General features: G+C 50.9%; 18 protein-coding genes. 15 read left to right on the top strand and 3 right to left on the bottom strand.

Annotation, left to right across the window (positions count from 1 at the left end):
• Window positions 1-53: helix-turn-helix domain-containing protein (locus HFP08_RS29795; protein ID WP_481856591.1), on the bottom strand; the 53-nt coding region annotated here is incomplete at its 3' end.
• A gap of 542 nt (window positions 54-595) precedes the next feature.
• Here HFP08_RS29795 and HFP08_RS28170 point away from each other — a divergent pair.
• The gene (locus HFP08_RS28170; protein WP_168123963.1) at window positions 596-2,596 is read left to right on the top strand and encodes an elongation factor G; all 2,001 of its coding nucleotides are present in this window, start codon (window positions 596-598) and stop codon (window positions 2,594-2,596) included.
• Between the two features lie 34 nt (window positions 2,597-2,630).
• On the top strand, window positions 2,631-2,891 hold the full coding sequence (locus HFP08_RS28165; protein WP_168123962.1) for a DUF2164 domain-containing protein: 261 nt from the start codon (window positions 2,631-2,633) through the stop codon (window positions 2,889-2,891).
• Between the two features lie 237 nt (window positions 2,892-3,128).
• On the opposite strand, the gene HFP08_RS28160 is transcribed toward HFP08_RS28165, so the two are convergent.
• Entirely contained in the window at window positions 3,129-3,677 is a 549-nt protein-coding gene (locus HFP08_RS28160) for an NADPH-dependent FMN reductase (protein WP_168123961.1), read from the bottom strand.
• 348 nt (window positions 3,678-4,025) lie between these two features.
• Between HFP08_RS28160 and HFP08_RS28155 the strand changes: the two genes are divergently transcribed.
• The 10 genes from HFP08_RS28155 (at window position 4,026) to HFP08_RS28110 (ending at window position 20,061) form a co-directional block, all read left to right on the top strand.
• Window positions 4,026-5,810, top strand: coding sequence for a cache domain-containing sensor histidine kinase (locus HFP08_RS28155; RefSeq protein ID WP_168123960.1), 1,785 nt, complete (start codon window positions 4,026-4,028; stop codon window positions 5,808-5,810).
• Complete coding sequence (locus tag HFP08_RS28150; RefSeq protein ID WP_168123959.1) at window positions 5,785-7,281, top strand: response regulator; 1,497 nt, start codon at window positions 5,785-5,787, stop codon at window positions 7,279-7,281. Before HFP08_RS28155 ends, HFP08_RS28150 begins: the two co-directional genes overlap by 26 nt.
• 172 nt (window positions 7,282-7,453) lie before the next feature.
• Window positions 7,454-8,788, top strand: a complete 1,335-nt coding sequence (locus tag HFP08_RS28145; RefSeq protein WP_168123958.1) for an ABC transporter substrate-binding protein — start codon at window positions 7,454-7,456, stop codon at window positions 8,786-8,788.
• A gap of 23 nt (window positions 8,789-8,811) precedes the next feature.
• Window positions 8,812-9,681, top strand: a complete 870-nt coding sequence (locus HFP08_RS28140; RefSeq protein WP_168123957.1) for a carbohydrate ABC transporter permease — start codon at window positions 8,812-8,814, stop codon at window positions 9,679-9,681.
• A gap of 12 nt (window positions 9,682-9,693) precedes the next feature.
• Window positions 9,694-10,524 carry a carbohydrate ABC transporter permease gene (locus HFP08_RS28135; RefSeq protein WP_168123956.1) on the top strand — a complete coding sequence of 277 codons (831 nt, stop codon included), beginning with the start codon at window positions 9,694-9,696 and terminating at the stop codon, window positions 10,522-10,524.
• Window positions 10,525-10,552: 28 nt separating this feature from the next.
• Window positions 10,553-15,244 carry an Ig-like domain-containing protein gene (locus HFP08_RS28130; protein ID WP_168123955.1) on the top strand — a complete coding sequence of 1,564 codons (4,692 nt, stop codon included), beginning with the start codon at window positions 10,553-10,555 and terminating at the stop codon, window positions 15,242-15,244.
• 24 nt (window positions 15,245-15,268) lie between these two features.
• Window positions 15,269-16,555: a sulfatase family protein gene (locus HFP08_RS28125; RefSeq protein ID WP_240941929.1), complete on the top strand. Its 1,287-nt coding sequence runs from the start codon at window positions 15,269-15,271 to the stop codon at window positions 16,553-16,555.
• An 876-nt stretch (window positions 16,556-17,431) separates the two neighbouring features.
• The gene (locus HFP08_RS28120) at window positions 17,432-19,297 is read left to right on the top strand and encodes a DUF2075 domain-containing protein (protein ID WP_206109337.1); all 1,866 of its coding nucleotides are present in this window, start codon (window positions 17,432-17,434) and stop codon (window positions 19,295-19,297) included.
• Window positions 19,298-19,328: 31 nt separating this feature from the next.
• Window positions 19,329-19,670 (top strand): nucleotidyltransferase domain-containing protein, encoded by a 342-nt coding sequence (locus tag HFP08_RS28115; protein WP_168123953.1) that lies wholly within the window; start codon window positions 19,329-19,331, stop codon window positions 19,668-19,670.
• A complete protein-coding gene (locus HFP08_RS28110; RefSeq protein WP_206109336.1) occupies window positions 19,660-20,061 on the top strand; it encodes a HEPN domain-containing protein in 402 nt (133 codons plus the stop codon). Before HFP08_RS28115 ends, HFP08_RS28110 begins: the two co-directional genes overlap by 11 nt.
• Before the next feature lie 92 nt (window positions 20,062-20,153).
• On the opposite strand, the gene HFP08_RS28105 is transcribed toward HFP08_RS28110, so the two are convergent.
• A complete protein-coding gene (locus HFP08_RS28105) occupies window positions 20,154-21,701 on the bottom strand; it encodes a stalk domain-containing protein (protein WP_168123951.1) in 1,548 nt (515 codons plus the stop codon).
• A gap of 397 nt (window positions 21,702-22,098) precedes the next feature.
• Between HFP08_RS28105 and HFP08_RS28100 the strand changes: the two genes are divergently transcribed.
• The 3 genes from HFP08_RS28100 to HFP08_RS28090 all read left to right on the top strand — a co-directional run bounded on the left by HFP08_RS28100 (window position 22,099) and on the right by HFP08_RS28090 (window position 25,183).
• Window positions 22,099-22,314: a hypothetical protein gene (locus HFP08_RS28100; RefSeq protein WP_168123950.1), complete on the top strand. Its 216-nt coding sequence runs from the start codon at window positions 22,099-22,101 to the stop codon at window positions 22,312-22,314.
• A gap of 123 nt (window positions 22,315-22,437) precedes the next feature.
• Entirely contained in the window at window positions 22,438-22,767 is a 330-nt protein-coding gene (locus HFP08_RS28095) for a nucleoside triphosphate pyrophosphohydrolase (protein WP_168123949.1), read from the top strand.
• On the top strand, window positions 22,748-25,183 hold the full coding sequence (locus HFP08_RS28090; RefSeq protein WP_168123948.1) for a DEAD/DEAH box helicase family protein: 2,436 nt from the start codon (window positions 22,748-22,750) through the stop codon (window positions 25,181-25,183). Before HFP08_RS28095 ends, HFP08_RS28090 begins: the two co-directional genes overlap by 20 nt.
• The last annotated feature ends 439 nt before the right edge of the window (window positions 25,184-25,622 follow it).

Below are 25,622 nucleotides of genomic sequence, written 5' to 3'. Positions count from 1 at the left end.
ATTTGCTCTTGATTAGGGTAGATACGATATTTGAAAGCTTTATGATGCAGCATCGTTTCCATCACACCTTACATCAAGATTGAAAAGCCTCTACCCCCCCCTTATTATAGCACATACGTTCGTATATAGTCACTGACAAATTCCCGATTCATCCCCCGCCTTCGCTCTCCTTTCATGAGTAAGGTAGCTTAGAGGCAGGAGTATTCTCGGTGTTGTGATAAAACAGCCGTGCTATGATTAGGATAACATTAAGGAGCCGGATAGCCAGTCCGACTCCCTGCACAACATGTTGGGTGGGAAACCTCCAAATGTGACAGAGTGAAAATAACCCGTTCCCTTTGGCTGTAACCTGGGCGGGTTATTTTCGTTTAGCATCACCTCCATTCCGGAGGCGATACTTCCCCACCCAAGTCTGCTGCACATAGTGATTATAATAAATGTTGCCTATAGTTACTATGAAATATTATTATGAATACAGCAGCGCTAAACTCGTCCACTGGACGAGTTTTTTGTTGTGTCTTGCCCTCTCCGCAGAAGGATAGTACCATTACCTGTAATAGAATGATTCCATTCAGACGATGAGGGGAAGCCGGAGATGACTCAGACAGAGAGCAACAAGCTTCGCAATATAGGCATATTCGCGCATGTCGATGCGGGGAAGACGACAACGACGGAGGGCATCCTGTTCCACAGCGGGCGCATTCGGCAGCTCGGGCGGGTCGATGACGGGACGGCGCAGACCGACTTCCTGGAGGTGGAGCGGGCAAGGGGAATCTCGGTTCGTGCGGCAGCGGCGAGAGTGAATTGGCGGGGTACGGCAGTGAACTTGATCGATACGCCCGGCCACGTCGATTTCCTGTCGGAGGTGGAGCGTTCGCTGCGGGTGATGGACGGAGCCGTTCTCATCGTATCGGCGGTAGAAGGCGTGCAAGCGCAGACCGAGGTGATCTGGCACGCTTTGCGAGAGCGAGGAATGCCAACCCTGATCTATGTGAACAAAATGGATCGAATCGGCGCCTCCGCAGAGCGCACGTTGGCAGATATCCATCGGCTGCTGTCGCGCGGCGCGGCTCCTGTGCAAGCGCCGATTGGCATAGAGGACAGCTTCGCGGGCGCTGTCCGTTTGCTGAGCCCGAGTGCTGAAGGCGCAGCGACGGGCGATCAAGCTCATCTCGCTTCTCTGATGGAAGCGGTCGCCGAGCTGGACGAAGAGCTGCTTCTGCACTACCTGGAGCAGGGCAGCTTGACTTCGGCGCAACTGTCGGAGGCCGTGCCGAGGCAGACACAGGAAGGCAGGCTGTTCCCGGTGCTGTTCGGCGCTTCAAGCAAGGACATCGGCATCGTCGAGCTGATGGACGCGATGACGCAGCTTCTGCCGGAATCGCGGGCAGCGGTAGAGAAGCCGCTGTCCGGCGTCGTCTTCCGTGTGGAGCGCGACCCGTCGATGGGGCGCATCGCCTATGTCCGCTTGTACAGCGGCCTTATTCGCAATAGGGATTCGGTATGGAATGAGACCCGGCAGCTCGAAGAGAAGGTGACGCAGATTCGTCGCATCGACGGGCAGCGCTCGGAGGATCTGGGTGTGCTGCAAGCAGGGGATATCGCCGCGGTATGCGGCTGGACGGAGGCTCGCATCGGCGATGTGATCGGCTGCGCGGATGCTGTCCCGGGCGAGACGCGGCTTGCCGTGCCGCTGCTGACCGTGCAGGTGAAATGGCAGGACGAAGCAAGGTACCCGGCGGTTCTCGCAGCGATGCGGGAGCTCGCCGACGAGGACCCGCAGCTGGATTTGCAGTGGCTGCAAGAGCAGAGAGAGCTGCATCTGAAGGTGATGGGTCCGATCCAGATCGAGGTGCTGACGCAGGTCATGAGCAGCCGATTCGGGCTGGAGGTGAGCTTTGGCGAGCCTGGCGTTATTTATAAGGAGACGCCTGCAGGTGCGGGAGAAGGCTTCATCGCCTATACGATGCCGAAGCCGTGCTGGGCCATTCTGCGGTTCCGAATCGAGCCGGGCGAGCGCGGAAGCGGCATCCGCTATGAATCGCTGGTACGATCCGAATCGTTGCTGGAGCGCTATCAGAGAGAGGTGGAGCGGCGCGTGCCGGAGGCGCTGGAGCAAGGCCTCTTCGGCTGGGAGGTAACCGACCTTAAGGTGACGCTGGTAGAGGGCGAGCATCATGTGTGGCACACCCATCCGCTGGACTTCGCCGTCGCTACGCCGATGGGCCTCATGGACGGCCTGAACCGGATCGGCGTGAAGCTGCTCGAGCCGCTCATCTCCTTCCGTATTTCCGTGCCTGAGGAGCATGGCGGCAAGCTGATGAACGAGCTCATCCTCATGCGCGGCGAGTTCGACACGCCTGAGCTCGTCGGCGAGCGAATGGAGCTGACGGGCCTGCTGCCGGTCGCGACCTCGCTTGACTTTCCGGCGCGCTTCGGCTCGCTCACGAAAGGGCGCGGCATTCTCAGCACGTTCTTCGCAGGCTATCGCGAATGCCCGCCGGATGTGAAGGCCGATCGGCCGCGCCGCGGCGCGAATCCGCTGGATCAGTCGAGATATATTTTGCAGGTGAGAAAGGCTCTTGCGGAGAGTTAATCTGGAATGAATGGGCGAAGGAGGGAATGCAGAGATGACGACAATGAAATTACCGCGCGAAACGAAGCTCCAAATGGCGGCCAGTCTGCAGCAATTCATGGAGATCGAGCATGGCATTGAGCTGGGGCAGCTGGCGGGAGAGCAATTCATCGAGTTCATTATGAAGGAGTTGTCTCCCTATATCTATAATGAAGCGATAGAGGATGCGAGAGTGGTGATCGAGCAGCGCATGGCGGCGACGGAGGAGGATTTGTATGCGCTCAAGAAGCCGCTTCGCCTCACGCGCAGGAGGTAGATTGCGGTTCGCAGCCTCGTACTCCGAGCCCGAACGAGCTTGATCCGTCCGAGAACAATTCCGGCTTCCAGCCTTATGAATGACTCCGGCAAGGCGACCGTTCGGACGATGTTGCGGACGATTAGTGGAAGGACAGGTATCGAAGGAGAGAGAAGGGCGGGACAAGCAGCGTCGCTGTAGTCCTGCCCTTCTCCATTGGCGATGATAGATGCGGTAAGCAAGCTGCCTAACTATTAGCTAACGCGCAAGCTTCTCCGCAAGATCGAGGAACAGCAGCGTCACGCGCTTTACGCGGTCGAGGATTGGATCCTCCGTGTCGTCTGTAATCAGACCCTCCGCATGGAACAATTCCCGTTGCGTACCGCCGATGGAGATCCATTCATTGAGGTTAATGCCGTGCAGATTGCGCACAATGCCTTGCAAATGCTGCAGCGAGGAGGTGCCGACAGCGCCGGCCGCGGAGCTCATCGACAGGACTGCCTTGCCGCTGAACTGCTCCTTGCTTAAGTGATCCAGCGCATTCTTGAGCACGCCGGTAATGCTGCTGTGATACTCCGGCGATGCAAGCACGATTGCGTCGGCTTCTCTTGTCTTTTGCTTAAGAGCGTTAATTCCAGCCGTATCCTCGTATTCCCCGTCCGGAGAATAGAAGGGAAGCGGGTTCTCATAAAGGTTGTACACCTCCGCGTCATGCCTCTGCTTATGAATCAACTCCCCCACATAGTTGGAGAGATGCGTGCTGCTCGCTTCTTTTCGGTTGCTTCCGGTTATGATAACAATCTTCATCAGGGTCATCCTTTCTATCTGCTTCAAGCTTTTTCCTAATGATAACATGTTTGCGGGATGTGTGTGTCATGCCATGAATATTGGATTGCTGGCATTCTGTCGAGGTTTCAGTTAAAATCAGGCCAGAGCGTGCAGGCAAACCCGCTTAGGGTATCTTACACCGCCTTTTCGCCCCCTGCTGCGTTGCTTTTCTTTGACGTACCCTTAGTAACGTCTTCGAAAAAGCGCCTTGCAAGGAACGAGAATTGGGCATATTCTGCTTCCTTCGGAGCTTGCATCGAAATAGTGACGGATTCGTCGGGACACGCCAACTTCAGCGGCCGCGGATTGTCGTAAAGAGGTGATGGGATGGTTCGCGCACAAGAGAAACCGTTTCCTGACGGGAGAAAATTGAAATGGAAGGTTATCCTTCGTCTGGCAGTTATCCTGAGCATCGTATTCCTTGTATCCGGTTACATCACCTATTCTCTTCATGTCAAGATAGCCAGAGAAGAGGTGCGCGATCAGTTTTCGCATACGGTTAATCAGATGATGTATACGATTGATAAGCGAGTAGAGGGCAGCTACAAGCTGTCTGATCAGATTATATTTAACACACAAATCGTCTCCTATCTGCCTCTTGAGGAGTACGACTATAATGTGCTGCAGTCCATGCAAAGGATTCTGGATCGGGTAATGATTTCGGAGCCTCAGTTGCTTTCTATTAAATTGTTCAATAACGACGGGCAGCAAATTCAGCCGGCGAATTCCTTCTTGTCCCGTCCGTTAAATCAGGAGTCCTATCAGAAAATAGTAGAAAAACTGGAGCATACCGACGGCGAGTTGATCTGGTATCGGACAACAATGGAGAGTCTATTGGATATGCCCGAATCGAAGGGCGAGCTAATCGTCGCCGCTAGATGGATGAAGAGGGAGAATCTCGAAAATTACGGCATTCTTGTGTTCCTGTTTCACGAACGCTATTTCATGAATGAATTGCAAAACATGATGAAGGATGTGAGCGGCAACACCTATCTGCTGAATCGTGAAGAAAGCCTGTTATATACAGACGATAAACAGTTTCGGGACGTGTCGAAGCTCAGGATGGAATTAGCCGAAAATACAGGCACTCCGATCTTCAGCTCGGCCAGCTCTTCATTTACAGGCTTCGAATTGATTGTCAGCACGTCTTTTTCGACCTTGAAGGAGAAGAGTCGAAACCTTCTGAACGTCTCCTTCTACAGCGCCTTTGCCGGCATTGGTTTATCCGCATTGCTCGTGCTGTTCGCCATGCAGAAGCTCTTCCTGCCGCTGAATGAGCTGGTAATTGCCATGAGACGGGTGCGCAAGGGCGACTTGGGGATGAAGGTCAGGATTCAGACGCATGACGAGCTTGCCTACATTGGCGATAGCTTCAACAATATGCTGGAGCATCTGAACACATTGATCAAGGAGGTATACGAGAAGCAGCTCAGGGAGAGAGAAGCAGAGCTTAAGGCTTTACAAGCACAGTTGAATCCTCATTTTCTGTACAACACGCTCGATATGATTTATTGGCGATTGTATTTGCAGGAGGATCGAGAGAATGCTGAACTCATCATCTCGCTTTCGGATATGCTGCGTTACTCGCTGGAGCCTTCAAGGAAGGTGACAAAGGTGGAGGATGAATTGAAGCAGATCTCGAATTATCTTCGTATCCAGAGTGTTCGATTCGAGGACAGTCTGGATCTGTGTCAGCATATTGGAGACGATGTCATGAAATGCAGGATTGCTCCGCTATTGATACAACCTCTGGTGGAGAACGTATTCATTCATGCGTTCAAGGATGCAAGGAATGAACGCTGCAGATTGGACATTCGGATATATAAGGCGCCTGATCGAGAGCAGCTTGTCATTGAAGTATCGGATAATGGGGGAGGTATGACGCCGGAGAGGAGAAAACAGCTGCTGTCCTCCGCTTCTATATCGGACAGAACGCATCTCGGCATTCAGAGCGTGATCCGACGAATTGCATTAATTTATGGCGAGCCGTATGGTCTGGAAATCGAAAGCGAGGAAGGACGCGGCACGACGATGCGTCTAAGGCTGCCGTACATATGGATCGACACAGACAACGGGGAGGCGGAGCATGAAGGAGCAAGTCGTATTGATTGACGATGAACGATATATGCGTATGGGTTTGCAGAAGCTCATCGCAGAGCATACGGTTTCATGGCAGGTTGCCGGAGAGGCGAGCAATGGGGAGGAAGGTCTGCGGCTGATCGAGGAGCTTCAACCGAGTTTGGCCATTGTAGATATCCGGATGCCGATGATGGACGGAATCGAGCTGGCGCGAGAGGTGTATAATCGCGGATTACCGACGCGAATCGTCATCTTGACCGGCTTCAAGGATTTCGAATATGCACGATCCGCCATTAAGTTTGGCGTATTGGACTTTCTATTGAAGCCTTGCGCGGAGGAGGATCTCGTTCGAACCCTGGATCAGGCATTTGCTATTGTGGACAAGGAGCGCAGACAACGTCATTTGAACACGAGATTACTTGAGGAAAATGCGCTGCGGAACGCTTTTCTGGGGCTTCCGCTTGAAGGGGAGCAGCGACAACTGCTGGAGCGGCTTACGGCAGGCTCCATCTGCTGCTTTCTAACCGAGCTTAGCGGATCAGGGGGGAAGCTGGATGGCGAGACGGCACTGCTTCATTTCGCCGTCAGAAATATTGTGGAGGAGATGGCGGAGAGCAAGCGAAGTCGCATGCATATGGTAATGCTTCGGCATGATATAGCAGCCTTGCTGATTGATGCCGCCGACACATCATCGCCTCCAGACTGGCTGGAGCGGTTGGCGGAGACATTGACTCGATTGCTGGGAGGATGTCCGAAGCTGATCCCGGCCAGAGAGATTCTGCGTGCAGAGCAACTGGCGGAGCTTGCTGCGACTGTAGTGAGCAACGGGACGAGAGACGAGGAATCCGCAGTGGAGCTGGAGGAGCTTCTGAACCGCTCGCAGATGCTCTTTCAAGAGTGGTATGACCTTATTGGCGAGGGCAATCTGGATATGCTGAAGGAACGAGCCGCTGCGGAGTGGCGCCGCCTTCAGGAAGAGGTTCCTTCTCATGCTGTTCGCCGCTGCGTCTATATGATTGCCACAGCGCTCGACAAATTAAGCCGCAGAGTCATGAATGAGCCGTTGGAACAGTCTGTATCGCTCAGCGCACCGGAGCTCGGGAGGGAAGAGTCGCTGCGGGAATTGCAGCATGTAATCGATCGTTTTTTTGTTCGACTGGATGCTTGGCAATTGGAGCATAACCGGAATACGATCAGGCAAGTGATGGAATTTGTCGAATTACATTATGCGGGAGCGTGCAACCTGTCCGCTGCGGCAGAGCACGTGCATTTCAACCCGACCTATTTGAGCACGATGTTCAAGAAAGAGACGGGCGAAGGCTTCGCCAATTACGTGACGAAACGGAGAATGACTCAAGCCAAGCTGCTGCTTGCCAATACGAATTTGAAAATCACAGAGATTTCCTCCAAAATCGGCTATGATGATCCGAACTATTTCACCAGAACCTTCAGGAAGGTATGCGGTGTCGCGCCCAATCAATTTCGCAAAGAACCATCAAGTTGACTCATGTAACGCTTTTGCCAGCCTGGAGATGTTCATGCGCTGCCGGAGCGTTTTTTTGTATCCAGAAATGTTGTATCCAAAAATAATGAAGGATTTTCAAACAATTGTGAAGGCGACGAGCCTGCCTGATTTCTATACTTAGAGAGAAAATATGATAAATGGAGGAAAACGTGTGAACAGAATCGTAGGAGTAAAGAGCATAGGCTTTATCTTGTGCATGGCGCTTTTCTTAATGGCTTGCTCAGGGGGGAGCGGAACCTCGGATAAGGAAGAAGCACAGGGCAGCAGCGCGACTGCCAATACAGAAGAGAAAGCGGCCGTTGAATTAACGCTGGCGCATGGCTGGACGGGAGAGACCGCCATGGCAAAGGCGTTCGAGCCGGCAGTCGAGCGGTATGCGCAGGAGCATGATTATATTACGTTGAACGTCGAGACGGCGCCGGGCAACGGGATTCGCGACAAGATCGTGACCGAGATGGCTGCCAACGATCCGCCGGACGTGTTCCTGCATTGGGGCGTCCGTGAAACCGAGCGATATATTGAGAATGGAAAGCTTGCCGATCTGACGGATTTGATAGCTGACGATCCCGATTTGAAAGATCTTTACAGTGCGAACGCATACGGTTCGGCGACCTATCGCGGGCGTATATACGCGCTGCCTATTCAGGAGAACATGATGGTCTTCCTGGTGAATAAGAAGATGTTCGAGGAATACGGCGTGGACATTCCGGAAACGTTCGACGAGTTGAAGGAAGCGGTGAAGGTGTTTAAAGAAAAGGGGCTGATTCCGTTCGCAGCAAACGGCGGTACGCCGCGGGCGATGCTGCTGAGTCTCGTCGATCAGTTGTACGGAGACGATCTGCGCGAGCGATTGATCGGGAACCAGCCGTTTGACGATCGTCTTGCCCAGGCTGCGGATGATGTGAAGGAACTGGTTGATCTAGGCGCCTTCCCCGAAGGCATGGAGACACTGTCTACGCTGCAAGCGTTGGAGCTCTTCAATGCCGGAATGTCGCCGATGTATTTCCAGCATAGCTGGACGCTAGGCAGTGTTGCGGAGGATTTATTCGACAATGTAGAGGTTATTCCATTCCCGAAATTGTCCGAAGCAGAGGATGCCTATATGACGTCTGCAGCCGGTTACTTCGTATACATGAGTCAGCAAGCCTACGAGAATGAAAGCAAGCGGGAAGCCGCCTGGGATTTGGTGAAGTATCTGGCTGGCCCCGAAGTTGGCAAGGATCTGGAGGTCATCTCCGGCAACCCGAGCCCGATCGTTTGGGATCGCGATACAGATATGCATCCGATGCTGGCAAAGGCGTTGAAGCTGCGTGATTCAGGTACGGTGAAGACGTCCCCGGATCATAACGAGCTGCTTTCGGCCGAAGCAAGCAAAATCTATAACGATTTGGTGACGAAGCTATACTTGAACGAGATTACGCCGGAGGAATACGCGAAGCTCTTCGAGGAAGCGATTCTTGAGAATCCGAATCCGGCTTTCGAGTGAACCCGATGAAGAAGGAAATGTCTATGAAGAAGGAACGACGGATACTGATTGCCGCATTTTCGCTGCCGGCGCTCTTGCTCTACATCTATTTTTTTCTCAGCCCGGTAGGCGAAGTGGTGTATTACAGCTTTTTCGATTGGGATGCGGTCTCTTCGAAAACGTTCGTAGCTTTAGAGAACTTCGAACGATTGATATTCGATCCGGTTTTCTACCGTTCGTTGTTGAATACGCTGCATCTGCTCGCATTTCTAGTTTTGCTCATGATACCTTTAGCGCTTATTTTGGCGTATTTGCTGTATACGGAAGTTCGAGCCTTCAAATTTTTGCGTACCGTCTTTTTTATCCCCGTCATTATTTCGAGTGTGGCGACGGCGCTTATGTTTCAGTTTATTTACGAGAATTATTTCGGAATCCTGAATACGTTCTTGCGCAATGTCGGTCTCGGCGAGTATACAAAAGTATGGTTGTCCGATCCAGCCACGATTATGTCCGCCGTGTCGCTGCCGCTTGTCTGGAGCCATCTCGGCCTGATTATGATCATTTTGCTCGCCGGGCTGCAGGGAGTGTCCACCGAAGTGCTGGAAGCGGCGGAGATGGACGGGGCGAATGAGTTTCAACGATTGATCCGTGTCATTATTCCGATGATTTCGGGAGTGATCAGCCTTTGTCTCGTGCTTGCGGTGACGACCGCGTTCAAGCAATTCGATTTCATATTGATTCTGACGCAGGGCGGGCCGCTTCACAGATCGGAAGTGACAGGCAGTTATATGTACAATCAAGGCTTCAGCATGATGAATTACGGTTACGGCAGTGCCATAGCCGTCAGCATTATGGTTATTGCGGTTGCGGTTTCCGTCGCTGTTCAGAAAGCCTTGAACAAGGCGGAACAATAGGAGGCTACACAGATGAAGAACCGCAGTCTGATATTCGGCACGGTCAAATATGGATTTTTATGGTTATACGCAGGCCTCTCGCTTTTTTTGTTCGCCTGGATCTTCGCAGGCTCCTTCAAGAACAATCGCGAAATATTCCGCAGTCCGTTTGCTCTCCCGGAGCATCTAAGCTTCGAGAATTATATTCGGGCTTGGGAAAGCGCCAATATGAACACGTATTTCCTGAACAGCATCGTGGTTTCGACGGCGAGCGTATTTCTTACGCTCGCAATCGCCTCCATGGTTTCGTACGTCATCGCACGCTTCACGTTCCGAGGGAGCTTCCTGCTGTGGGGGATATTCATCATTGGGCTTGCCATTCCGATGCAATCGCTGTTATTGCCAACCTTCCTGAAAATGAACAGTCTCGGACTTCGCGATCATTTATTATCGTTGATCATAGTAAGCGGCGTGTTCGCCTTGCCGAAGTCGGTTTTCGTCTTGGCCGGGTTTATGCGGACAATTCCACCGGTGCTGGAAGAAGCGGCGATTGTGGACGGCTGCAACTATTGGCGCATGTTCTACAAGATTATTATACCGCTCAGCATGCCGGGGATAGCGACGCTTGCCATCCTGGACTTTATCGGCGCCTGGAATGAATATGTCTACGCCTCCGTGCTTATTTCATCGGATCATCTGCGGACGCTGCCGATCGGATTGGCCAACTTCAGAGGCGAGTTTTCCAGCGAGTACGGTCTCATCTGCGCAGGTATTACGATTACGATGATTCCGGTCATTCTTGTCTATATCTTCTTTCAGGAGCAAATTGTCAAAGGCTTGGTTTCCGGTTCAGTGAAGGGTTGAAGGCTTGGTGAAACGAGGAGGGATTTGAATGAAACGGGGATTAGGAACGATACTGATTATATTATTGTTCGCCATGTCTTTCTCTTATCCGCCCGCGGCGGGAGTGGCGTCGGCCAACGGGCCTGAAGATGTATTTGCCGAGGACTTCGAAAGCTATCCAGCGACGGTGTATCCAAGCTCCCTGAGCGCGTTATCTTCTCAATTGAATTATACAGGCTACGTGACGGAGGATGCGCAGACGCAGAATCGGAGCTTCCGCATTGCCAAGACGTCGGCAACGACGGTCTCGACCTATGCGCAGATGACGCTTGCACCGGAGAGGTATCTGGAGCAGGCGACGGTAGAGGTTCGTGCAATGGCAGAGCAGACGAATCTGTTGACGCTCATCTCCGTTCTCGTCGGAGAGAGTGATTATATCACTCAATTAGCTTTCTTTAACGACGGGAAAATCAAGGCTTATACGGATAGCGGTTGGTTCACTGTGGCGCCCTATAGCGCGAATACATGGTATGATTTCCAAATTTCTGTCGATGCGCACACGCAAAAGTTCGACATCTATGTGAACGGAAGTCCGCTGGCGCTCGGCTTGTCTTTCCGTGCCGACCAAAGCGAGCTTCGTCAATGGCGGACGGGAATTTATAAGGGGGATGACGTCGGAGCGATCGCAATCGACAATATTCGTATTCGCGATTCGCTGATTGAAGCGCCCGCGCCCGAATACGATGAGGATTTCGAAGGCTTGACGCCGGGCGTCTATCCTTCCACATTGGATCCCCAATCGACTGCAGCCAACTATTCAACGGTGACGGAGGCAATCTACGGGGAGTCAGGACAAGTGATGAAGCTGGAGCGAATCGAGGCGGATGACAGCAGCTATTACGTGTATAAGACCATTCCAGCGACATCGGAAGACATGCGGATTTCTTTCCGGGCAAGAGCGGAGCAGTCGGATGCCATCGTGTTTGCCCCAGTGATTCAGGGATTGAACGGCGTAATCACGCAGATCGCGTTTTTCAATACGGGCAACCTAAGAATACTTCAAGGCACCTGGGTTGATCTGATGGCCGATTATGAGGCGGGACGTTGGTATGCGTTCGACATTGTCATCCATGTACAAACGCAAACCTTCGCTGTATGGGTTGACGGCAAGCTGCTTGGCGACAGCTTCGCGTTCCAGACGGCGCAGGAGAGCGTGTCCAAGATCGGCTTCGGCCTCTACAAAGGGGATGGGGCATCGACGCTGTATGTTGACGATATTCATATCGAACCGTATGTATATGCGTCGGTATCGCAAGCGAGCTTGCCGGGCGGGCCGCTTACGCTCGCTCAAGGCAGCGAGGAGAAGCTCCCGATAACCCTGTTGCCGGAGAATGTCTTATACTACGACGTGCAATGGACCAGCAGCGAGCCGGAGGTTGCTTCCGTCGATGCGGACGGAAGCGTCAAGGGCTTGCACGCGGGGGAGACGATCATTACGGCACAGGTTACGGACACGGTAAGCTCGGCGGTGTACACGGCTTCCCGCCCGGTGTCCGTGTACTTCCAGCATGCTGCGGAGGTACATGTTTCGCCGGAGACATTGACGCTGCCTGCAGGAGCGGACGAAAGATTGGCGGCGCAAGTATTGCCCGCCAATGCCTCCGATTCGACGGTTGTATGGTCAAGCTCGAATGAGACTGTTGCGCAGGTGGATGCTTCAGGCGTAGTCTATGCGAAAGCTCCCGGCACGGCGCTCATCTCCGCGACGACAAGCGATGAAGGACACTTGTCGAGCAGCACTGTGACAGTGATTCCGAGAACGGTGGCTTACACGTGGTATGTCGATGCGGAATCGGGCAGCGACACGAATGACGGCTCGCTGACGCAACCGTTCCGAACGCTGCAGAGAGCGCGAGACGCCTTCCGGGCGAATGCGGCGAACGGAGAGATGACAGGGGACGCGGAAATCATCCTGCGGGGCGGCGTGCATGAATTGAACGAGACGTTGCTGCTTAATGAACAGGATTCCGGGAGCGGCTATTACAATGTGACGTATCAATCGTACCCGGGAGAAGAAGCGGTTATCAGCGGTGGGCGAAGCATCAACGGCTGGCAGCTGTATGATGCGGCGAAAGGCATCTATCGCGCGCCTTCCGAAGGCTTGGAGACAAGACAGCTATACATCAACGGCATTCGCGCAATCCGCGCGAGAAGCGAAGGGCCGCTTGCGGAAGCCGAGATTTCCGAGAACGGTGTAATCAGCAACAATGTCGATATCGCGGGATGGAATCGCCTGGATCATCTGGAGTTTGTGTTTCAGGAGCTCTGGACGCAGCCGCGCGCGCTCGTACAATCGGCGATCGTCTCGGAGGACGGGACTACAATCGAGTTTATGATGCAGCAGCCGGGGTGGGGAGCGGTTCGCAACAAGGGGGCTGCCTCCGTCTCGAAAGGTCCGGTTTATATCGAGAATGCGTATGAGCTTCTTGATGACGAAGGTGAATGGTATGCGGACGACGCTTACGTCTATTATAAGCCGAGATCCTTCGAGAATATGTCGACTGCGAGCGTCACAGCTCCTGTGCTGGAGGAGTTGATCCGCATCGAAGGCGCAAGCCTTGACGAGCGGGTGCATAACATTCGGTTTGAGAATGTTGTATTTGCTTATTCAACCTGGCTATGGCCAAGCACGAGCTATGGACTGGCCGACGCGCAGAACAATCATCTGCGTTATCCGGGGCAGGATGATCGTCTGATTGATGCAGCCGTCACTGTGCGAAAGGCGCATCATATTTCCTTCGAAAGCAATCGCTTCAAGCATATCGGGAGCACTGCGTTGAAGCTGATCGACGGCGTACAGGACAGCACTGTGAATGGCAATCATATGTATGATATTTCAGGCAGCGCGATCAACGTTGGCGAACCGACAGCGAGCAACGCGTATATCTATGCCCCGCCAGATGCTCGTCTGATCATGCGCAATGTTGACGTCACCAACAACTATATACACGATATCGGCATAGAGTATGCTTCGGCGGCGGCTGTCTCGGCGGGCTTTCCGGTCGATATGGAAATCAGCCGCAACCATATCTTCAACATTCCTTATTCCGCCATTCACATCGGATACGGCTGGACCAGCTTTGTCAGTACGGGGCAAAAGCAGGTTCGGGTTCAAAATAATTATATTCACGATTTGATGGGAGCGGGCATTTACGACGGAGGAGCGATCTACACCCTCGGCCATACGGGGGCGTCTCTTGAGGATATGAACGAGGTTAGCGGCAACTATGTGCAAAATCAACTTGAAAAGTGGTCCGTGTTGTATGCGGATAACGGTTCGAATTATTGGAAATTCAGCAATAACGTCATCGACCAGACAGAAACGCCGAGCTGGGGGGACGAGCCGGCCTATTGGGCATTCGGTAAAGAGAAGGATTTGTTGTTCGACAACAATTACACTTCCACCGATCATGTGCAAGCGACGATTACATCGTTCCCGGTGACGAATACGAAGGTGTACGCTGATGGGGACTGGCCGTCGGAAGCGCAGCAAATTATTGGGGATGCGGGACTTGAGGAGCCGTACCAGGAACGAAATGAATTGGCGGCAGAGCGCGTGCATGCTACAGAGGAATTGGCGTTGCAGGTGAGCGAGACGGCTCAGATTTCCCTGACGGCGACGAAAGACAAAGGAGAAGTCGCCAATCTGAGCGGGCTGCCCGTAGTCTACCGGTCGTTGCAGCCGGATATTGCCTCGGTGACGTGCGACGGCATCGTAGAGGCGTTGAATGACGGGAAAGCAACGATAGAAACGACGCTGGTGCTTGGAGACCTGCTATGGACCTATGAGACGGAAGTCTATATCGGCGATCAGGTGGTCTCTATGGAATTGCGGAATATACCGGATGCAGGCCGTAAGCTGATCCTGGGCGAGACGCTGGACCCGGGAGTATACGGTGTAACGGATCTCGGACGAGAGCTGCTGTTTGACGATCTATCCATCACTAGCTCCGACGAAGACGTTGTCGCGATTCAACCTGATGGAACGCTGCTCGCCGCCGGCGAAGGGGAAGCGACAGTGACGATTGCTACCTACGGATCGAATTCGCTCTCGCGCACCTTCGGTATTGAGGTCATTCAGTATAGCAGCGAAGAAGGGTTGCTGCTTCCTCCTTACCCGCTGAACGATGCGCTTGAGCATACGAGCGGCTGGGAAGTATCCTCGGGTACGCTGGCTTTCGATGAAGGCAGTCTGCGGCTGACGACGCCTTCGGGACACGGGTATTACAGCAGTCAGACCTTTTCCAATGAATTGTTGACCTTCGACATGACCATCGAAGCAGAGGCCGGCTGGGAGGCCATTACGTTTCGAAATCAGCAGCTGGGATCGCCTTTAATCGACACCTACGCGGTCGTGATTAAACCGAATGAAATCGAATTGCATCGGTTCAATAACGGTACTCGCACCGTCATCTTCGGCAGTGTTAACGGCCTTACGAGCCTCGGAGGCGAGGCGTACCCGAATGATGTGCTTCCTTTCGGAGTGAAGAAACGTGTACAGGTGGGAGCAATCAACGAAGAGGATGGCGTTCGCATTGTACTGAATGTTGATGGGCGGAATATCTTTTATTATCTGGACAAGCAGGCAGATCGAATTCAATCTGAGGGTTACTTCACCGTAATGGCCCGCTACGGCAATGTGCTTATCGGACCGACGGAGATAGACGATCCTGAAACGTAATACTCGGAGGGATAGTTGGCTGTTATGAATATTATCATGATGCATACTCACGATACGGGGAAAGCGATCGAGCCGTATGGTTTCCCCTGCTCGACGCCGCGATTAATGGAGCTCGCCAGAGAAGGGATGCTGTTTCGCAACGCGTATTGCGCCGCACCGACTTGCTCGCCAAGTCGGTCAGCCCTCCTGACAGGGATGTCTCCGCATAACTGCGGCATGCTTGGTCTTGTACATCGAGGGTTCCAAATGCCGGAGCCTTCCATGCATTTGGCAAGCTTTCTGACCCAACACGGGTACGAAACGGTGTTGTGCGGCGTGCAACACGAGTCCGACGATCCGTTCCGGCTTGGTTACCAGCGCCGGATCGGTATGGTCGGTCCGGACCAGGGAGCCAATGACCGAGTGAACGCTTTGGAGGCTTCGGCGTTCATTCAAGAGCGGCATGAGCGACCGTACTTCCTGTCGTTTGGCATGTTCAATACGCACAGGCCGTTCCCGGAGCCATCGTTGAAGCATGACTCGTCCTACGTCATGCCGCCGTTCCCGCTAGCCGACTGTCCTGAGAATCGGACCGAGACGGCTAGATATTTGACATCGCTCGATACGGTGGACGAATGCGTTGGCATGGTGTTGGATGCGCTAGAGTCGTCCGGGCGGATGGAGGATACGCTCGTGATCTTCACGACCGATCACGGGCTCGCGTTTCCGCGCATGAAATGCAGCTTGCTCGACACAGGCATCGGCGTATCGCTCATTATTCGGCTTGCCGGCAAGCTTCCGCAAGGCGTCGTGACAGATGCGCTCGTGTCGCAAATCGATTTGTTTCCGACGATTTGCGAGTTGGCCGGGCTGCAGCCGCCGGAGCGGGTGCAGGGGACATCCGTGCTTCCACTGGCGATGCAGCCAGATGGCCGCATCCGCGATGCCGTCTTTGCGGAAGTGAATTATCATGCGGCTTATGAGCCAATGCGGTGCATAAGAACGGAGCGGTATAAGCTGATCGTCTACTATGGCGACTATTCGGGGACGATTCTGTCCAATATGGACGATAGCGCAAGCAAGCAATTTCTCGTGGATCATGGCATTCTGAAGGAGGCGAGGGAGAGGGTGCAGCTATTTGATTTGTATCTGGACCCGGTCGAGCGAACCAATCGAGCGGAACATCCGGATTATGCCGGAGTTTTGGCGGAGCTGTCCTCGCAGCTTGAGACGTGGATGCGCGACACGAAGGATCCGCTGTTGTCAGGAGTCGTTCCGAAGCCGGCCGGGGCCATTGTGACAAGCGCCAGCGCCTTGCGTCCGACAGATTAAGGCGTGTCCCGAATGGAGAATGAATGAACAATGCAAGGGATGAGAATCTCCTTTGATAAAATTTCGATAGGAATGAACGCTTGCTTGCAACTGTAACGGACATTTTCGAGGCCTTCTAGCTGATTTTAAAGGACATCCGCGACCGTTGCGCGACGATATCGGAGATTTTCGGAATGTAAGGGTCGCCTTTGACCGTTAGCGTCAGAAATTAGGGTTGAAACCCCTCAATTCCTCCTCTTACGGTCATCCGCGACCGTTAAAATACCCGTTAGGCGTGATTACGGCTTATTACGGTCATTTGTGTCCGTTACGCTACACGCCTTGGTCAAATGGCCACATGCTCACGGCTTCACAATGAATCGGCAGCCTCGAAAAGTCCGTCCCTCTGGTATTAAGGTGTTTTTGAAACAAGTTGCTGCTTTCCAAGGACGCCGTCAGGCGTCTTTCTCATTCTGTGGACCGTAGATCCGCTATTTTGACAAATTGAGCTGTTTTTAAGATTTCGCGGACAGAGATGACCTTATATGCGAGAAAAGAGAGATTTTTTGGATGATTTGAGGAAATAGCGTCCCCTGTGTCCGCCAAAGTGAACAATCTCTGTATTTTTCACAAATAGAGTCTTCTGTGTCCGCTTGTCTATGACTTGACGTATGGGATAGGTATATTCTTGGCTCCTGCTATCCCGATCGTTTCAAGAAACGTTCCCGTTCTTTGCCAAGGACGCCGTCAGGCGTCTTTCTCATTTGTGCACCGCGCATGTGCGCAGCTAGGCGGTGAAGATCCCGTGTCAACTGATCTTCGCGGTTGCAGGATATGGCTGTCTGAAAGCCGAACTATTAAGAATAGATCATACTTTTACGGGATAGCGGGTGCCTTATGATTATATACAGCAGCTCCGTTGCGGAATTTAAAGAAGCCGTCGATGACAACAAAATCGCCATAAATATTGAATCTGCATTTATTGAGAAGCTTGGAAAACGTCCCTCCGTTTCCGAATGGCGTTCATGGAATAATTCCATGCAGTTCATGGAGCGTATCGTGCGTAATTCGAAGGTTGCGGATGATTGCGGCGTTATGATTGAATTCAACATACCCGCAACGGGCAAACGCGTGGACTTCATTATATCTGGTGAAGATGAAAAGGCGAATCGCAATTTTATTATTGTGGAATTGAAGCAATGGGAGGAAGCCTGGTCCACGGAGAAAGAGGATATTGTGAAAACCCGTTTGAATGGAACGGTGCGCGAGACAACGCATCCTTCCTATCAGGCGTGGTCGTACCGTCAATATATGGTGGACATGAATGCAGGCGTATATGAGCAGAACATTCAGGCTCGTTCGGTTGCCTTCCTTCATAATTATAGAGAGAAGTCGCCGGAGCCCCTTAAGGATGCCAAATATGAACGTATCACAGGAGAAGCGCCGCTATTCCTGCAGCATGAGACGAGACAGCTTCAAGCTTTTATACATAAGTATGTTGGCAAAGGAAAGGGAATGGAGCTGCTCTACGAAATAGAGAATGGACGAATCGCTCCTTCCAAAGCATTAGTGGATCATATTAACGCACTCTTTGAAGGCAACTCCAGCTTCGTGCTGTTGGACGAGCAGAAAGTAGCTTATGAGACCATCCTCACACTGGCCAAGAAGCAGGATAAGAAGCAGGCCATCATTGTGAAAGGCGGACCCGGCACAGGAAAGTCGGTGATCTCGATGAACGCGCTTGGCGGATTGCTTCGAGAAGGCTTGAATATCAAATTCGTCGCACCGAATTCTTCCTTTCGCAATGTGCTCATTGAAATGCTGACCGAGCAGAGCTCCAGATCCAAGATGAGAACGAAAACCTTGTTCATGGGATCGGGCAGCTTCGTGGATACGTTGGAGAATGAATTCGATACCCTAATCGTTGACGAGGCCCACCGTCTCAAAGGCAAAGGGAGCTATATGTACAGAGGCGTTAATCAAATCGAGGATATTATGAAGAGTGCGCGCACAAGCGTATTCTTCATTGACGACAACCAAAGGATTAGACCGGATGATGTAGGATCAGTCGCCGATATTAAGCGAATTGCCAAGGAGAAGCAGGTCGAAATTCATGAGTACACGCTGCACTCTCAGTTTAGATGCTCCGGCGCTGAAGGTTATTTGAATTGGATTGATGATGTTCTTGGCATTCAGAGTACCGGCAACTTCAATGGATGGGATCAGGAGGCATTTGAATTTCGAATTGTAGATTCCCCCAATCGATTGAGAGAGCTGATTGCACAGAAGCAGCATGCAGGGAAGCGCGCCCGCATTCTGGCCGGATACGCCTGGAGCTGGACGACGGCGAAAGAGGGCAACCCGAACGGACAAATCGACGATGTGGTCATAGAGGAGCATGATTTCCGAATGCCGTGGAATGGAAACGCCATAAGAGAAGCTTGGGCTGTACACCCAGAGGGCGTGAATCAGGTCGGCTGCGTGCATACGACGCAAGGCTTGGAATTCGATTATGTTGGCGTAATTATTGGAAACGACTTGAAGCTGAACCCAGAGAATGGTCAGCTATACGCTGATTATACGGAATACAAGGATCGGACAGGGAAGAAAGGACTGAAGAACGATCCGGATCGGCTCAATGCGCTGGTGAAAAATATTTATAAAATCCTCATGTCGCGCGGCATGAAGGGGTGCTATATCTATTGCAGAGATCCGGAGTTGCAAGCCTATATGAAGGGGCGGTTGTCGAAGGCTTTGTTGTGATAAAATAGTGTTAATGACATTAAGGTGGTGAATGGCTTTGTTGAGGAACGACGAGAAGATTGCATTGGAGAAGCTTAAAGTCAGAGTGAGAAAACAATTTGCCATTCGAAAAATGATCCTCTTCGGATCAAAAGCCAGAAACGACGAGAACGATGATTCGGATATTGATATCCTGCTGCTAGTCGATAACCGAGTAGACGATAACACGCGCTGGATACTCTCGGATATCGTAACCGAGGTTGAATGGGACACCGATATTTACTTCAGCTGCAGACTGTACAATTATTTGGATTGGGAAAAGGAAAATGAAGATGTGATCTTCCTGCCGTTCAAGGATAATGTCACTAGGGATGGTGAGTGGCTTGAGGTATAGCAATGCAGTTAGAGTGCTCCTTAACAAATCAAAAAACAATTATGAATCGGCGCAATCAGATTTTCTTGCTCGTCGATTTGATACATGTGTCAGTGGTCTGTATTATTCTTGTTTTCAATCAGTAGTTGCTTTAATGATCCTAAGAGGGCAAGCTGAAACTAAACATACTCATGTAAGAGCATTTGTAAATAAAGAACTTGCACGGAGAGGGATAATTGAAAAACGTTTAGTTAAATTTTATAACAAACTTATGGAGGATCGAAGTGATGCGGACTACAGTCCTTCCATTATCTTCGAAGAAAATGCGGTGAGGACTTTGAAGGATTTAACCATAGAGTTTAATCAAGTGATTTTAAAAATAATAGAGAGCGAATCCGCTGAAGAATCATAAAAGTCATCCGTAAAAATAACAGGAATCCTCGCATAATCAGGATTCCTGTTTTTATTGTTTATAATCAACGATGGGTCTGATCATTCCAGAGGTTATTCGACGCTTAGATTGGCAGAGCTTGTAAGCCTAATCTCGCCTAGTTCCCCATCCCATTCCACGTGATAACCGAATGTTTCGGCGATAAAACGCAGCGGCACCATCGTATTGCCATTAGTAATGACCGGTGCAACCTCGAGAGGTACCTCAGCACCATTAACGAATGCTGTTTGCGAACCAATGGTAATCGAGATCGTTTGAGTACCGCGCTCTGCGATTACGGTCTGTGTATCCCCCTTCCACTCGATACTCGCGCCCAGCGTCTCGAATATCTTCCGCATTGGCAACAGCGTTGTTCCGTCTACAATTTCAGGATGCGCCGGGAAGCTGAGTTCGCTGCCGTCCAGCAGTACTCTAACAGGCCGTTCCTTCGGTGCAATTGCGGCAAATCCGACTTCATCGTTTAATACAAATACAGTGCCGACAGAATCCGTAACAATATCCGAATAAGTAGAGGTGTGATTTTGGATATATAATATAAAGCGCTCATTCCCATTTGGGTCCAAAGCGTATACACTGCCGCCGTTGTTGGAGAAGTAGATGTTCCCCTCTGTATCCGAAGTTAAGGGGTAGGCACTGCGATAGCCGGATTCACGAATATCGTACGTCCACTGCACCTCACCTTTTGAATTGATTTTCGAAATGCCGTGCTCACTCTCGATATAGTAGCCCCCGCGATGGTCGTTCGGCAACTGGAGCGAAAGCGATGGCTTCGCAATGGAAGCGTCAATCTCATTTCCATTCGCAGATTCATACACCTGCAGACCCTGCTCGGACAATGCATAGATATACCCATTCTCGGCAGCGAGGGTCCCCTCCGTTTTCTTTTGCCAAAGGACTTGACCGTCAGCTCCTAATGCATAGAGAACATCATCCGTGGATTTTACAAATACGCCTCCGCGCTCATCTGTTGTGATTTGAGCAATATTGGATTTCGTAAATATATCCTTAGTCACCTGCTGAATCTTGCTGTTAATCCAATTTATCTTCCCGTCGGGATGAATGGATAGGAGGCCGTCTACCGTCGTCACAATGAAATTCCCGTTCGAATCGCCGGCGAAGCCTCTTGTAAAAGGCAAGGTTTTGTTCGTGTCAAACGAATATGACCATATTTTTAGACCATCCTCATTAAAAGCGACCAAGCTGCCGCCTGTTCCGTCAAGCGGATCTGTAGATGCGAAACCGTATACCGTTCCATCTGTACCCAATGTGAAAACGTTCAAAATTCTCTCACCGTTAGGGTAGGAGTGCACTACTTCTCCTTGAGCATTTACGGCATAAATGCCATATATATCTGAGTAGAAGAGTAATCCTTTGTTATTGCGAAGCGCACTGATTCCAATGTTTGTGGGTGTGCTGTGAAGGAATTGGAATTGTTCTGCTCCTCGGAGATAGACCGATTCGTTAGAATCGTTCTTATAAGGAAGCTGCAGATCATGATCAGTCGGCAAATCTTGACGAATTGTCTCGGCAGAAGCCAATCCGGTTAGTGTACTCCAACAAATGATTGCGCCTGCAAGCAAGCTTGCTACTTTTCGTTTCAAAATAAAATCCTCCAGTTCGATTGTATGATATTGGAATTCATTCGACGTTTAATGTCGAAATCCTTCTTTTACAGCAGGCCTGAAGAACTAGAGGTTCAACGGGTAACTTCTGTTTGCCATTCTTGGAAGCTATTGATCATTCCCGAAAACCAGGTGCATTTGGATACAAAGCAAGCTCCATCCCAGAATGATCTGTTCGTGCTAGTAAGAACCGGATTTAATGACGATCATAGTGGAAGGCGTTCAAGGATAATGTCACCAGGAATGGTGAATGGCTTGAGGTATAGCAATAATTGTTATTAATAATGAACTGCTGGGCGACAATATGCTATAATTCTGCTATGGATCAAACTGTTGTCCAGCAGGCATTACGATTTCTTCAAAGGAGGTTGCAAGGATGAATTTTAGTCTAAAAGCTCCTGATGGAACCGTTATTGAATCGTATGAGAAGAATCATAAGGAATTTATACATATTGACGGTTTGGAATATGAAGTCTATAACCCGGTAGATGAACTGGATTCCGATCCGGATATTCGCCAAATGATTGAAGCATCCGAGAAGGACATAAAGCAAGGTCAGGTGTACTCGACGGATGAAAGCACGGTGCCATGAGGCGTAATTTTAAATACTAAGTCAAAGCCGATTCCTATACGGAATCGGTCTTTTGTCAATTATAATGGTGATATAGTACAGATATACTACAAGTAATAATCCACGTAGAGAGGATGTCACACATTGCCTACCTATAATAAACTCGTAAGAGATAAGATTCCGGCTATTATTGAGCTTACTGGTAAGTCATGCCGAACGAAGCTGCTAGACGATGAACAATATGCTAGAGAACTGAATACGAAGCTGAAGGAAGAGATGAGTGAATATTTTGGTGCAAATCATGCTGGGGAAGCACTGGAAGAACTGGCTGATGTGTTAGAGGTCATTCGCGCACTCGCTGCTGTGAACGGATCAACATGGGACGAGCTCGAAGCACTTCGTGAGAAGAAGGCGGAGCAACGCGGTGGATTCCAGGAACGGGTGTATCTCATCGATGTCGACGACGAAGCTTAATGTTCGGCTCATTACGGAGAACTTGGGCGATGATCTGATTACAGGCATGCAGCATGCTTCCGGCATATATATCATGACCTCTTTCATCATGCAATCGGGCGTTCGCTTGCTTGCTCCCCACCTGAAGGCTGCGGTTGAACGCAGGGCTGAGGTCAAGGTGCTGGCTGGCGATTACTTGTTCGTCACTCAGCCTGAGGGACTTCGTTTGTTATGCGGTATCGACGAGCGGCTGGAAGCAAGGCTCTGGCGAAGCATGGGTACTTCCTTTCATCCGAAGGCATACCTATTCGATTATGAGCTTGGAGAGGGAATGCTAATTGTGGGTTCCTCCAACTTCTCCATGTCGGCGCTGAAGATGGGGATGGAATGGAATTTGGCTATGGATGCCAAGGCGGAGCCTTATACGTTCCAAGTGGCATTGGACAAATTTATGCAGAACTTTTATCACGAATCGACGACGCCTCTGAACGAGCAAACGATCAAGCATTACGAGGACGAATACGAGCTGCACCATCGCAAGAATCCAGAGCTCTCTCGATTGATCGAGAGGATGGAAGAGGAGGATTATCCCTCGGAAAATAGATTTGCAGACGAGATTGGCTCGATTGTTGAGCAGGAGTCTGCGATCTTGCCGAGATTTGCGCAGATCGAAGCGCTGGAATCGCTAGAGAGAACGCTCGAAGAGGAATATGACAAAGCGATGGTCATTATGGCGACGGGTCTCGGCAAGACGTATCTGGCGGGCTTTCTCGCTCAGCGATTTAAGCGAGTCCTATTCGTCGCGCACCGTGAGGAGATTCTGCATCAGGCGAAAGCATCATTCTCTCGCATCCTTCCCGATAGAAGTCTTGGCTTATATAATGGGGCGGCAAAAGAAGGCGATGCGGACTGTGTGTTCGCCTCGATCTATACGCTGGGCATGCGAAAGCATCGCGAAGGCTTTCGAGCGGATGCCTTTGATCTTATTATTGTGGATGAGTTTCATCATGCAGCGGCGAAATCCTATCAGTCGGTTATTAGCTACTTCCAACCGCAATTCTTGCTTGGATTAACGGCTACGCCTGATCGAATGGATGGCAAGGATGTGTACGCGATGTGCGACGGCAATGTCGCTTATCGCATTCACTTCCTTGAAGCGATTCGCAGGGGGTGGCTGTCTCCATTTCGTTATTTCGGCGTGTATGATGAAACGGATTATACAGGCATTCGCTGGCTGGGCTCTCATTATGACGAGGAGCAATTAGCGGCGGCCCAGTTGAAGGAATCACTGGCTGTACGAATCTATGAAGTGTGGGATAAGCATCGATTGACTCGGACAATTGCGTTCTGTTCTTCGATTCGTCAGGCGGACTTCTTGGCGGACTATTTCGACTCGCGCGGAGTGTCAGTCATTAGTCTTCACTCCGGCACGGTGGGGATGAAGCGCGGCGAAGCCATTCAGAAGCTGGCGGAAGGCAGCTTGAGTGTTATTTTCACAGTGGATCTGTTCAATGAAGGTGTGGATATCCCTAGTGTGGATACGTTGCTCTTCGTGAGACCGACCGAATCACTGACGGTATTCACCCAGCAGGTGGGCAGAGGATTACGCTTATCGGAGAACAAGTCACAGTGTCACATTATCGATCTAATTGGAAATTATCGGAATGCGGATGTGAAGCTGCGATTGTTCGATGAGCGAGAGGCTGCTCCTAAGCTAGATAAGACAGCGATTGTAGCTGCTCTCCCAGATGGCTGTGATATTCAGCTCGATACGATGGTCATTGATCTATTGGCTGAGATGAGTCGGAAGAAGATGCCTCGAAGGGAACTGTTGCTTGATTCTTATCGCAGCTTGAAGAACGAGCTTGGGCGCAGACCGAGCTATCTGGAGCTGCACTTGCAAGGGAGATCGAACAGCAGGGAATACGCCAGTGAATTTGGTTCGTATATTGGATTCCTTGATTGGTCGGAGGAGCTTTCGGAGCGGGAACAAATAGTTTGGAGGCGTTACGAGGCTTGGCTGCGCGATGTAGAGAAGACGACGATGACGAAGAGCTATAAAATGGTCGTGCTCCTAAGCATGCTGGAGAGAGGCGCGGCGAATTGGCTGCGACCGATAACAGCTCAGGAGGTTGCGCCATTCTTCCACAAGTACCTAATGAGTAAGGAATATCGCAAGCGGATTGACTTCTCGGATAAAGGTGCTGTAGCTCTGTGGGAGTATAACGAGGATGGCGTCAGCAAGCTGATCGTGAATATGCCGATGAATAAGTGGGCCTCGGCGAAGGGGAGTATGACTTCGTTCAAGGATGGTTTGTTCGGAGTGAAGGTCGAGGCGTCCCGAGATTCTGCTGATGCAGAGATTCTGTTTAATTGGACTAAAGCGATTTGTCTTTATCGGTTGCATGTTCACTTTGAGCGGAGAGAGGGGAGGTAGTACGGGAGGAGGTCACGGATGAACAGGGCATAATATGTTTCCGCATACGGTGCATGTTTAATGCTGTGTGTTGTTGGTTAGGGAGTAGTGTTTTGGAGCCACATTTACCTGTTTAAATAGATACTTTGCCCGAAGCTTCTGGAGTCCCGGCTATATTTATTGTAGTCCAAGTAATTAATTGAATGTAGAGAATTAACTGAACTTTGGTTTAACTGTGAAAGAATTAGTTTTGATATTTATTGAGAGTTGATGTTCGTCCGAACAATATCAAGTTTTCTAGTTCATCAAGTGTAGGTTATTGTGGTACAAGATTAGGTTCACATAGTTATATTCAATGAATAAGGTCCTGGACAGTAAAAAGTTTTACATCATTAAGAAGCAAGGAAATCGGCGTCCTGCTGGGCCGCTTTCTGCTTGGAACGAATAATTTGAGTTAGCG

Source organism: Paenibacillus sp. HB172176 (assembly GCF_011947265.1).
GTDB lineage: Bacteria > Bacillota > Bacilli > Paenibacillales > Paenibacillaceae > Pristimantibacillus.
The sequence above is the reverse complement of the archived record's forward strand: the minus strand, read 5'-3'. Positions and strand labels throughout refer to the sequence as shown.